The 12414-nt window shown below is 62.7% G+C and carries 8 protein-coding genes; 6 read left to right on the top strand and 2 right to left on the bottom strand.

The genetic code is table 11. The features are described 5' to 3' along the window. The first annotated feature begins 39 nt into the window (after positions 1-39). From L0Z65_RS17390 to L0Z65_RS17415, 6 genes are all read left to right on the top strand, one after another. Positions 40-1509 (top strand): aminotransferase class V-fold PLP-dependent enzyme, encoded by a 1470-nt coding sequence (locus L0Z65_RS17390; RefSeq protein WP_405109545.1) that lies wholly within the window; start codon positions 40-42, stop codon positions 1507-1509. After that, complete coding sequence (locus L0Z65_RS17395; protein WP_096872494.1) at positions 1509-2288, top strand: class II glutamine amidotransferase; 780 nt, start codon at positions 1509-1511, stop codon at positions 2286-2288. Before L0Z65_RS17390 ends, L0Z65_RS17395 begins: the two co-directional genes overlap by 1 nt. A gap of 170 nt (positions 2289-2458) precedes the next feature. Further along, the gene (locus tag L0Z65_RS17400; RefSeq protein WP_405109548.1) at positions 2459-3211 is read left to right on the top strand and encodes an allophanate hydrolase subunit 1; all 753 of its coding nucleotides are present in this window, start codon (positions 2459-2461) and stop codon (positions 3209-3211) included. Beyond that, positions 3208-4251, top strand: coding sequence for a biotin-dependent carboxyltransferase family protein (locus tag L0Z65_RS17405; RefSeq protein WP_405109551.1), 1044 nt, complete (start codon positions 3208-3210; stop codon positions 4249-4251). Before L0Z65_RS17400 ends, L0Z65_RS17405 begins: the two co-directional genes overlap by 4 nt. Beyond that, complete coding sequence (locus L0Z65_RS17410; protein ID WP_405109554.1) at positions 4248-5021, top strand: LamB/YcsF family protein; 774 nt, start codon at positions 4248-4250, stop codon at positions 5019-5021. Before L0Z65_RS17405 ends, L0Z65_RS17410 begins: the two co-directional genes overlap by 4 nt. Positions 5022-5173: 152 nt before the next feature. Then, positions 5174-8389 (top strand): 2Fe-2S iron-sulfur cluster-binding protein, encoded by a 3216-nt coding sequence (locus L0Z65_RS17415; RefSeq protein ID WP_405109557.1) that lies wholly within the window; start codon positions 5174-5176, stop codon positions 8387-8389. Between the two features lie 93 nt (positions 8390-8482). Here the strand turns inward: L0Z65_RS17415 and L0Z65_RS17420 are convergent, their stop codons facing one another. Both L0Z65_RS17420 and L0Z65_RS17425 read right to left on the bottom strand, forming a co-directional pair. Further along, positions 8483-11059 carry an HWE histidine kinase domain-containing protein gene (locus tag L0Z65_RS17420; RefSeq protein ID WP_405109560.1) on the bottom strand — a complete coding sequence of 859 codons (2577 nt, stop codon included), beginning with the start codon at positions 11057-11059 and terminating at the stop codon, positions 8483-8485. Positions 11060-11129: 70 nt separating this feature from the next. Continuing rightward, positions 11130-11858, bottom strand: a complete 729-nt coding sequence (locus L0Z65_RS17425) for a hypothetical protein (protein ID WP_405109563.1) — start codon at positions 11856-11858, stop codon at positions 11130-11132. Positions 11859-12414: the final 556 nt, after the last annotated feature.

Below are 12414 nucleotides of genomic sequence, written 5' to 3' on the forward strand. Positions count from 1 at the left end.
TTGGTAGTGTGTCTGCAACACAGTAAGAGGACCGTTCAAATGACCACAAATTTCGCCCCTGCCGACCTTCTTGATCGTTTCGGCGCATCGCTTGCCGGGGCGGAGTGTCTGGACCGCCTGCGGGCCGGTGTCATTGGTGACGGTGCGGAACTGCCGGGGCCGAACGGGCCGGTGAAGATGATATACGCCGATTACGTCGCCTCTGGCCGGGCCCTACGGCAGGTTGAGGACTTCGTTCTAACGGAGGTGCTGCCCTATTATGCCAACAGCCACACCGAGGCATCTTATTGCGGCAGCTTCATGACTCGGCTGCGCGGGGCGGCACGGCAGACCATTGCGCGGATCTGCGGTGCGGATGATCGTTTTGCGACGGTGTTCACTGGATCCGGCGCGACGGCAGGGCTCAATCGGCTGGTGCATTTGTTGGGGGTCTCCGGCGCGGTGGCTGCGGGGCAGACGCCTCTGGTTATCCTAGGCCCTTATGAGCACCATTCCAACATCCTGCCGTGGCGCGAAAGCGGTGCCGAAGTGGTCGAAATCGCCGAGGCGGCCGAGGGCGGGCCTGACATGGGCGAGCTGGAGGCCGTGTTGCAGCGGGAGGCTGGCGGCGACCGCCTGATCGTGGGCGCGTTTTCGGCGGCGTCGAATGTCACAGGGATTGTTACCGACACCGATGCCGTCAGCCGGGTGTTGCGTCGTCATGGCGCGCGGGCGGTCTGGGACTACGCGGGGGGTGGCCCTTATCTGCCGATGGATATGGCAGCGGGCACGGATGCCGAGAAGGACGCGATTGTGTTCTCCGCCCATAAATTCCTGGGCGGGCCGGGGGCGTCTGGTGTGATGATCCTGCGCAAGGCTGCTGTCGCAAGTACACGCCCAACCCTCCCCGGTGGCGGCACCGTGAAATTTGTCTCGCCCTGGCGGCATGACTACGCCGATGATCTGGCCGCGCGGGAAGAGGCGGGCACGCCCAATGTGGTTGGCGATATTCGTGCCGCGCTGTGTCTTCTGGTGAAGGAGGCGATGGGGCAGGCGTTCATGGACCAGCGGCAGGAGGAGCTGCGGCAGCGGGCGCTGGCGGCCTGGCAGGATCTGCCCAATCTGCAGATCCTCGGCAATCCGAATGCCAAGCAGAAACTGCCAATCTTCTCGTTTCAGGTGCAGGACCCGGAGACCGGCGCGCCGATCCACCAACAACTGTTCACCCGGATGCTGTCGGATCACTACGGGGTGCAGGCCCGTGGCGGCTGCGCCTGTGCGGGGCCATATGCCCACCGGTTGCTAAACATCGGGCCGGTGCAGTCTCGGGCTATGCGCGCGGCCATTCTGGGCGGGCAGGAGATCGAGAAACCGGGTTGGACCCGCCTCAACTTCTCCGCCACGCTGAGCGATGAGAAGGCCGATGCGATCATCCACGCGGTGCGCGACCTCGCACAGGATCCGCGGCGGTTCTGTGAGGGGTATAACGTCGATACCGCTACCGCGCGTTTTGCGCCGAAGGTGGCGTAATGTGCCGTCTGCTCGCCTGGAACGGGGCCCCGCGCTACCTTGAGGATCTGGTGTTTGTACCGGAACATTCGCTGGTGCATCAGTGTCGGAATGCGCTGATCTGCAAGACGCCGATCAATGCGGATGGGTTTGGGATGGCCTGGTATTCGGACCGCCCGGAGCCGTGTCTCTACAAGGACACGCATCCGGCCTGGTCCGATCCCAATCTGGCGCAGATTTCGCGCCATACCAAGACTGGGCTGTTTCTGGCCCATGTGCGGGCCTCCACCGGAACCGCGACTTCGCGCAACAATTGCCATCCCTTTGCCAGCGGCAAGTGGAGCTTCATGCACAATGGTCAGGCCGGCGGGCATATGCAGTTCCGCAAGCGGCTGGATACAATGATTCCGGATGCGTATTACGATCACCGTCTGGGCGGCACTGAGAGTGAGGCGATTTTCCTGATTGCCCTTGGTCTCGGCTTGGACGCGGATCCCATCGGGGCCGTTGCCGCCGCCGTGCAGCAGGTGGAGGCCGTCTCGCGCGAGAATGGCACCACGCCGCATATGCGGTTTGGGGCCTGCTGGTCCGATGGCACCCGGCTTTATGCGGCGCGCTATGCCTCCGACAGGCATGCACCCAGCCTCTACTACCGGGTCTATAAGGAGGGGGTGATCGTCACCTCCGAACCGCTGGACAGCGATATCAGTGCCTGGATTGAGGTGCAGCCGAACCGGGCGCTGGTGGTCGAGGGGGGCGAGGTCATGGACCTGCCATTCACCACCGCCCTGGCGGCCTGATCCCGGTTTGATGCCGACGGGAGGCAGCTCCTGTGCGTTGGTGACCTGAGAGAGCAAAGCGCGGTTGACTATCCCCGCTTTGCGGCGCAACCCTGTGGCGAAAATGGACGGCGATACCGGAGCGGCCCGAGGTGGCCGGGGCGTCGCCCGTCGCCGCTGTCGGAGGAACCATGTCGCGCGAGGCCCCCCCAACCTATCCGCTGATCCGCAATGTCGGGCTGTCGGGAATGCTTGTCAGTTTTGGCGATCAGCTGGATGAGGCCACCAACCGGGCCACGCTTGCCTTTCGCAGTGCGGTCAATGCGTTGGGGCTGAGCGGCGTGGTGGAAACTGCGACCTCTTTGGCCTCGGTCTTTGTGCGCTTTGATGCGGTGGAACTGCCGCATGATCGGTTGCGCGGGGCGCTGGCAGACCTGTTGCTGACCCGGGATTGGTATCAGGCGCCGCTGCCGGATGGGCGGCGGTTCTGGCGGGTGCCGACGGTGTACGGCACTGAGCTCGCACCACAGCTGGCGGAGGCGGCGGATCTGGCAGGGCTGAGCGAGGCGGCCGCGATTGAGGAGCTGGGCGCGGCGCGGGTTCGGGTGCTGACCATCGGATTTGCGCCGGGGCAGCCCTATCTTGGGACGTTGGGCGAAAACTGGGATATCCCGCGTCAGAGCGAAGTCACCCCGCAGGTGCCGGTTGGCGCACTGGTGTTGGCGATCCGACAGTTCGTGCTGTTCTCAACCGCATCGCCCACCGGCTGGCGTCATGTCGGGCAGACCGGTCTGACACTGTTCCAGCCGGAGGCCGCCGATCCCTTTGCGCTGCGCGCCGGAGATGAGTTGCAGTTCGAACCGGTGAGCCGGGCGGCGTTTTTGCGGTTGCGGGACAGCGGCGCCCAACAGGGCGGTGCCATTGTCAGCGAGGTCACATCATGAGAGCGCTGCGGGTTCTGCGGATTGGTCCCTCCTGCACGGTTCAGGATCGAGGCCGGGTTGGCTACCTCGGGCAAGGCCTGTCGCAGGGCGGCGCGGCGGATACGCTGGCGCTGGCCGAAGGCGAGGCGCTGTTGCGGCAGGATGCCGGGCTTGCGGCGCTGGAGATGGCCGGCATGGGCGGGCTGTTTGAGGCGAGTGCGCCGATGCGGATCGCCCTGACCGGCGCCGAGATGGTGGCAACGCTGGATGGCGCGCCGCTGGTCTGGAATGCGTCGCACCGGATTGAGCCGGGGCAACGGTTGGAGGTCGGCGCCGCAAAACGGGGCGTTTATGGCTATCTGCATGTGGGCGGCGGGTTTGCCACGCCGGAGTTGCTGGGCGCGCGGGCGGCGCATCTGGTGGCGGCCCTTGGCGCGCCAGTGGCCGAAGGCGATACCCTGCCGGTGGGAGCTGAGGTGCTGCCAGCGGCACGGCAGGTAACCGGGTTGGGGCTGCGCGTGGCGGATCGCTTCTCAGGCGGGGAGCTGCGGCTGGTCGAAAGCTTCCAGTCTGATCTGTTCCCACCCGAGGTGCGCCGACGCTTTGCCGAGACGCCTTTCACACCGGGGCGGCGTGCCAGTCGCATGGCCTTGCAGTTGATGTCCGAGGGGGCCGGATTTGCCGCTGAGGGGCAGTTGAATGTGCTGTCGGAGATCATTGTGCCGGGAGATGTGCAGATGACAGGTGACGGCCGCCCGTTTCTGCTACTGCGCGAGGCGCAAACGACCGGGGGCTACCCCAGGATCGGTACGGTTCTGCCCTGCGATCTGTCGCGGGCGGTGCAGGCGGCGGCTGGGGCGGTGCTGCGGTTTCGCTGGGTCACGCTTGAGGACGGGCTGGCGCAGCAGGCCGCCCATGAGGCCGCTGTTGCGGCGTTGCCCTCTGCCTGCCACCCGCTGCTGCGCGATCCGGCTGATATGGCGGATCTGCTGTCCTATCAGCTGATCGGGGGCGCAATATCAGCCGAGGCTGATCCTTTTGAAACTGGAGCTGAAACATGAGCAAGACCGTCGATCTGAACGCCGATATGGGCGAGAGCTTTGGCCCCTGGACCATGGGCGATGATGCGGCGCTGCTGGATGTTGTCTCCTCGGCCAATATTGCCTGCGGGTTCCATGCGGGTGACCCGGATGTGATGGCGGCGACCATGGCACGGGCGCGCGAGCACGGGGTGGGGATCGGCGCGCATCCGGGGTTTGATGATCTTCAAGGCTTTGGCCGCCGCAGGATGCAGGTGCCACAGGCCACGTTGGCCAATATGATCCGCTATCAGCTGGGCGCGGCGCAGGGCATGGCGCGCGCGGCTGGTACCAAAGTGCGGCATCTGAAGCTGCATGGGGCGCTGTCGAATATGGCCTCGGTGGATCATGCTATGGCGCGGGCCTGCTATGAGGCGGCGCTGGAGCTGGACCCGGATCTGATCATCATGGTGCTGGCCGCCACCGCCATGGAAGAGGTGGTGCGGGAGCTGGGCTGCAACTGGTGCGGAGAGATCTTTGCGGATCGGGCCTATAATGATGACGGGACGCTGGTGGACCGCTCCCTGCCTGGCGCGGTGATCCACGATCCGGCGATTGCCGGGCCGCGCATTCTGCAAATGGTGCAGGAGGGGGCGATCATCACCGAAAGCGGTGCGCGCATCCCCACTGCCATCGACACGATCTGCCTGCATGGGGACACACCAACCGCCGTGCAGCTGGCGCGGTCGGTGCGGCAATCGCTGTCCGAGGGCGGGATCGAGGTTCGCGCCTTTGACGGGCGTCGGGGGTGAACTTGTCGCGAGGCACGGATTGGATGTATTTTTTTTTATTTAAAAACAATGAATTAATTGAAGTTACTTTAAGATTGGATGTTGGAGCCTATCCTCTGGGCGGATTTCTGGGCTAAACCTGTGGCAGCCTTTTGCTGCAACAGGATCCGCCTATGTCTCTCCGTTTGTTTTCGACCCGGTCCCGCCCGATGCATCTGGGGCCGTTCCCGATGGAGCGATTGCAGCCGGGCGGGATGCCGGATCTTGCCGCGGTGCCGCGGTTCCAGCCACTGAACTTTCGCCGCCCGGATATGCCCGCCTCAATCGTCAATGCGATGGGTGAATATCAGGCGATGATGGATGCGATCCGTGACGGGCTGGTCAACAAGGCGCAAGCGGACTGCCCGAGCCATCCGCAGGAACGGGCCGATCACATCAAGGCCTTTGGCTATTTCAGCGATGCGGCGATGGTGGGGATCGGGCCGATGCCTGCCTCTGCCCGGCTGGATGTGCCTTATCGCAACCCAGATATCGACCGGCTGTCCCATGATCTGAAGACCCGCCAGACCAAGACGCTGGCTTCGGGCATCGATATGATCATGGCGGATCTGCGCGATGCGATGGAGGCGCCGCCGACCACTATTGGCGATCACACCCATTCGATTGTGTTTCTCTATGACATGCCGCGCGATCCGCGCCCGGATGAGGCAGGCTGTGACTGGCTGGAGGGGGCCGAGCGCCACCGCGCCTGTCTGCGGGCCTCGGAGACAGCGGTGGTACTGGCGAATTACATCCGCTTGCTGGGCTGGGATGCCAAGGCGCATACCGGGACGTCGGCGGATGTGGATTTGAACCAGCTGACGGTTGCCGCCGGTCTGGCTACGGTTGAGGATGGCAAGCTGGTGAACCCCTATCTGGGCACGCGGTTTGGTGTGGCGGTGGTGACCACCGATTTCGACATGGCGCAGGACAAGCCGCTGTTGCCGCAGGATCTGCAGCCGGTGATGCAGGTCAAGGGGCCGAAATGGTGGCTGGGGGTCGGCTCCGAACGCTCAGCGCTGAATGGCGATCCCTTTGCCAACCGTGATTTCCGCGATGGGCCGCATCCGTTTGAGACGCTGAAGCGGGTCGCGGATCCCACCACCTATATTGACGAGGCGCGGGTGGCACGGGTGCCAAAACGCGCCGATATGTTTGCCCGTAGCCAGTTCGGCGATATGGGCAAGACCAATCAGGCGGCGGCCACCGGCGGGTTTTACGTGCGCAAGGCCGCGCCTTCGATGGCGCAGCGGCGGATGCTGGGGGCCTTTGTGTTGCTGCAGGATGGCGCGCCCGCCCCGCAGGCGCCACGCCCCACGGATGCGGAACGCAACGCTGCCAACATCAAGGCGGCGAGCTATTGGCTGGGGATTGACGCGGTCGGGATCAGCCGTTGCCCGGACTGGACCTGGTACAGCCATGACGCCACAGGCGCCGAAATCCATCCGGAGCATGATCAGGCGATTTCGATGATCGTCGATCAGGGCTTCGACACCACCGAGGGCACCTCCGGGGATGACTGGATTGCGGTGGCGCAGTCCATGCGGGCCTATTTGCGATTTTCACTGCTTGGCGGGGTAATTGCGCGGCAGATCCGTAACCTTGGCTACAAGGCCAAGGCGCATACGGTGATGGACGGAGAGGTCTTGCAGCCGCCGCTTTTGCTGCTCGCGGGGCTGGGAGAGGTGAGCCGGATCGGTGAGGTGATCCTGAACCCCTTCCTTGGGCCGCGACTGAAGTCCGGGGTTGTCACCACCGATATGCCGATGGCGCATGACAAGCCGATTGATTTTGGTCTTCAGGCGTTCTGCGAGGCTTGTAATAAATGTGCCCGCGAATGCCCGTCGGGCGCCATCACGGCCGGGCCGAAGCTGATGTTCAATGGCTATGAGATCTGGAAATCCGACAGCCAGAAATGCACCACCTATCGCATCACCACGCCCGGGGGCGCGATGTGCGGGCGCTGCATGAAAACCTGCCCCTGGAACCTTGAGGGGATATTCAAGGAAAAGCCGTTTCGCTGGGCGGCGATGAATATGCCTGCGGCGGCCCCCGCTTTGGCTAAGCTCGACGATATGGTTGGCAATGGTGAGATGAACCCGGCCAAGAAATGGTGGTGGGATCTGGAGCTGGAAGAGGACGGTGGGTATCGCCCGACGCGCCATCCGGTCAATGCGCGCGCGCTGCAAAAGGATCTGGATCTGCGCTATGAGGATCAGACGCTGGCGGTGTATCCTGCGCATCTGGCGCCGCATCCCTGGCCCTATCCGTTTCCGATGGACCGGGAAGCGGGCATCGAAGCCTATCAGGCAATGGTCACGGCGGAGGAATACAAAGCCCGCCGTGCCCGTGGCGAGAGCGGTGACTGGGATCACATCTATACCAATGACGGCGACAGTCCGGTTTTGCGGGTTGAGGTGTCGAACGTCGAGGAGATGAGCAGCGGCGTCACCAAATATGAGTTTCGGAGCCTTGATGGCAGTCCCTTGCCGGAATGGACGGCGGGGGCGCATCTGGACATCGTGGTCGCGCCGGAGTTCCTGCGCCAGTATTCCATGTCCGGCGATCCGGCGGATCGCACGAAGTACCAGATCGGTGTGCTGCGCGAGGAACTGGGGCGGGGGGGCTCAAAACTGCTGCACCGGATTTTCACCAAGGGGCGGCGGGTCTTCATCTCCAAGCCGATCAACCATTTCCCACTGGTGGAAGACGCGCGTCGCAGTTTCCTGATGGGGGGCGGGATTGGTGTGACGCCGATGATTGCCATGGCCCATCGTCTGCATGCGCTGGGACAGCCGTTTGAGCTGCATTATTCCGTGTCATCGCGCCAGGACGCAGGCTACCTCAATGACCTCGCGGCGATGCCCTGGGCTGAGCATGTGCAGATCCATGTGTCCGACGAGGGCAGTCGTGCCGATCTGGACCAAGTGCTGGCGGATTATCAGGACGGCTGGCACGTCTATACCTGTGGGCCGGACCGCTACATGGGCGGCGTGATGGAGGCCGCCGAGCGTCAGGGCTTCCCTGAGGAGGCGCGCCATCTGGAGTATTTCTCGGTGCCGGAGGTGCCGGAGTATGAAAACCACGACTTCACCCTGAAGCTTAGCCGATCAGGGCGTGAGCTGCGGGTACCTGCGGAGAAAACCGCCACCGATGTGCTGGCCGAAAACGGCATTCATATTGATGTGAAATGTTCCGACGGGATCTGCGGCGTCTGCAAATGCGGGTTGGTATCAGGCGAGGTGGAGCATCGCGATTTCGTGCTCTCCAAGGCGCAGCGCCAAGATGCGGTGATCCTGTGCCAGTCGCGGGCGGCAGAGAAAGATGGTGTGATTGAAGTGGATCTTTGACGGCGGAGGCCGCGCCTGCGCGGGTCCAGATGTTTCGGGCCGCATCACAGATGGCGCGGCCCGGTTGCTGCTATATTGGTATTGCCACCCCGATCAGGTGTCTTCCGGCGTTGGCTCCTCACCCGCGCGGAGAAGGGCGGCGGCCAGCGCGCTTTCGGAGACTGGTTTTTGCACGATCGGGCAGGGCGGGTAGATCTCGATGATGTCCTGCACCTCGCCGTAGCCGGTGGTCAGGACAAAGGGGATGCCGCGTCGCGCCAGTTCTTCGGCCACGGGGACGGATTGCTCGGAACCGAGATTGACGTCCAGCACCGCGTAGTTGATGCCGCCTTCCTCCAGTTTGTCCAGCGCCTTGCCCACGGTTGAGGCGCTGACGGTTTCCGCAAAACCGATGTCTTCCAGCATGGCGCTCAGATCCATCGCGATGATGAAGCTGTCTTCGACCACCAGTGCTTTGCCGCCCAATTTTGGGGTTTCTTTGGCCTGGGGGAGAGACGCGTCAGGAATGGGCTGGGTCTCGCTATGCTGGATCTTGTCGAGATATCGGGTGGGAATGCGGAACCGCGCCTCAAGGCCGGTTGTCTTATACTGGACCGAGGCGTCGCCTTTCAGCTCATGCGGGATGGAATTCTCCACGATGGTCGAGCCAAAGCCGCGCCGTGAAGGCGGCGCCACCGGTGGGCCTCCGCGTTCAACCCAACGGATCAGAAGGGCGCCGCTGTCCTCTTCCTCCAGAGCGATCTCGACACGGCCGACCCCATTGCTGAGGGCACCATGTTTGACCGAATTGGTGGTCAGCTCATGCAGGACCAATGCCAGAGTGGTGAAAGCGACCGGCGTGACCAGCGCATCGGGGCCTGTCAGGACAACCTCATCATCGCGACCGGTGGTATAGGCCTCCAGCTCGCAGGTGATCAACGCCCGCAGCGAAGCGGGTTCCCATTGCTCACCCGTCAACTGGTCATGCGCGCGCGCCAGCGAATGGATGCGGCCATCCAGATTGTCGGTGAATTCCGTCAGCGTACGCGCCGTACCTTTGGTCTGGGTCACCAGCCCGCGCATCAGGTTGAGGATGTTCCGAACCCGGTGATTGAGCTCTGATATCAGCAGTTGCTGTTGCTCTTGGGCGCGTGCCCGCTCGGCGTTGTTGGCTTCGGTCACCTTGAGGAAGATTTCCAGCAGCACGGTGCGCAGCATATTGGCGCTGTGAAGGCTGTTGTCTGCCCAGGGGGCGGACCGCCATTCGACGGTTTCCTGCCAGGCCTCAAAGCTTTTGCGGGGGGTAAGCCGCACGCCATTGGGGCCAACGTCCATCGGTTTGGTGGGATCCCCGGCCCAGGCAACCGTCTGCGAGATGCTGCGGCGGCACAGGATGAGGTAATCGCGTGGGCGTTTGGAAATCGGGATCGCGAGAATACCGGCGCAGCGATCAATGTAATCCCGCGCGGGATCATGAATGCTCTCCAGCTGATTGGTGGAAAACGCCGTTGCCCCAATGGTGACATCCAGCATTCTGGCGAGGGAGCGGGTTTCCTCGGCGGTGGGGGTGGTGCCGGTGGCATGAAACTCCCCATCGGAGTAGAGCACCAGACCGTCATGAGGGATCACGTCCTGAATGTCTTCGGAGACCGAAATCAGGCTTTCCTTGAACGGGCGGCCATCCGCCAGCATCGCCATCAGTTGGGTCTGCAGGCGGCTCATGTTCTTTTCTTCGCGGTTGCGCTGCGTGGTCTCGAACTGGCTCAGCTCATATGAGAAGACATGCGCGAACATCTCAATGGCGGTGCGACGTTCATAGTCAATATACTGCGGGCGGTTGTGATGGCAGGCAAACAGGCCCCACAATTCCCCGTCTTTCATGATTGATACCGACATCGAGGCTCGCACGCCCATATTGCGCAGATACTCCAGATGGATCGGCGAGACAGCGCGGGTCACCGCCAGGGACAGATCCAGGGGGGCGCCGTCGATTTTGAATGCCGGGCTGATCGGCGCGCCCTCATCGTCCACATCGGCAATCAGCCGCAGCAACGACCGCTTATAAAGTGCGCGCGCCTGGACCGGAATATCCGAGGCGGGAAAGAACATGCCGTCGTATTTCTTGGTCCGGTCGCTGCGGATCTCGGCGATCACCTGTCCGGAGTGATCTGGCTGGAACTGATAGACCATGACGCTGTCGAACCCCGATAGCGCCTGTAGCCCGCGTGCCGCCCCCTGCGCCAGCCGCGAGATATCCCCGTCCCGACGCAGCTGCGAGAAATGCGGATAGATCTCGGACATCACATCGCGGTCGCTGCGCTCGAACTTTGGTTCGAACTCGATGACCAGATGGCGACCGCTCTGATGGATGCTGACATCAAAGGCCTGGCTGCGGTCTTTCAGCGGGATATTGAAGAACCGCAGGCTGCTGTCCGGGGCTTCCAAGGCACCCAGATTGCGACGAATGCGGGTAAAGGCATCCTCCGCGATCAGATCTGCCAGCGAATGGCCGATAGCCGCCTGCGCCTCGGTGCCCAATATCTCAAGAAGATTGTCCGAAGCATGCTGCACGATCCAGTCGGTCGAAACCGCGATCAGCGCGCCGTAAGATTGCACACGCCCCAACTGGTGGATCGGCTCGCGGTCGCAATTGGTCAGTGTGGTGGTTGAGACTGTCTGTTCCAAAGCCATTGTACAGGCCCTTTTTCTTGATATGCCGACGGTGCGCCCTGCGGACGGTGCTGTCTTGGTAGGTGTTGCTCTATAGTAAGAGTGTGGATGGTTTCAGTGGATTGAGCCGCGCCGCCGTATCAAAGAGGGCGAACCCCTGGCGCGTATCGGCCACGATACGCCGGGCCAGCGCGCCCCTCGGCGGGATCTGATCCAGATCCGCGCAGGTGGCCCGCCAGGCGACCAGATGATCGCGCGGTGCAAAATAGGCAGGCAGCGCCAACTGGTCGGCAGCTGCACTCAGGCGACGGCGCAACACCTCGTTGCCCATACGAGATCCCAGCACGAGATAGTCCACTGCTAAAGGATGCAACTGTGGCAGGGCGTCAACAGAGAGGGTGGCCGGATAGTCGCCATTCTGGGCGCAATCTGCGCGCAGCGCTGCGGTCAACGCGGCGAGCAGCCTTGTGCTATGTCCGGTGCCATCGTCGCCGGAGCCCGCCAACGCATGCAGCGCGGTATGCTGGCAGGCCAGAAACCAGGCAAGATAGGGCAGGGGGCTGTGATGAAACGGGGCAAAGGCCAGTTCAGCCGCATCATGTTCGCGGCGAGTGGCCCGCCGCAGCTCGACCCGAAACCCGGACTTGTCCTGGTGACTGCGATATGTGCCACCGGGGGACTGCTTGGGGGACTGCAATGGTCTGCCCTCTGTCTCGGATGGTGCATCGACCTTGAGCACGGTGTTCAGACTGTTCTGGTCAGGGGCGTCGTCGGCATCCTCGGACAGGGCGAATGGTGCGGAGAGGTGAAGATCTGTCATGGTCTCATATGTTGGTGCTGCGCGCAGGCGTCTTGAATTATGTATGGACAGGATCCCTCTGCGACCCGGTGTGTCCGGCTGGTGCTCCGCACGCTGATCAATTCACCGGTCGAACTGTGCACCAGTCGGATCACGGCACGGGCAGGGCGGTGCGCTGATCGGTTCAGCACATCCACGCTCATACCCTACCAAAGCGTATGATCAGGGGGTGGCACAACCCTTAGTCTCAACAGTGACCCTGCGGCCTGATGAAATTTGACCCGCAGGTTGCGAAGGAGAGCTGATTTTGTAGCCCGGTATCGTCCGGCCCGGCCATGTTGAGGTCCGTAACGCCGAGTCGAAAGGCAACGAGTCGGCGTCGCACTAGTGGTCCTGCGCCGTCGTACACCTACATATAGATGCAGCCGCGGCGAGCCGCTGGAGCAGGACGCCGCGCGCGCCGTAGGATCCGCCGGAAAAGGAATGGTTTTCAGAGAAATTAGTCAGTCTAACAGCATGATATAAAACGAAAATACTGAGTTTCTTCGAAAACTTCATGAAAACGTCAAAAAACCGC

This window comes from Phaeobacter sp. BS52, assembly GCF_045040595.1.
Lineage (GTDB): Bacteria > Pseudomonadota > Alphaproteobacteria > Rhodobacterales > Rhodobacteraceae > Phaeobacter > Phaeobacter piscinae.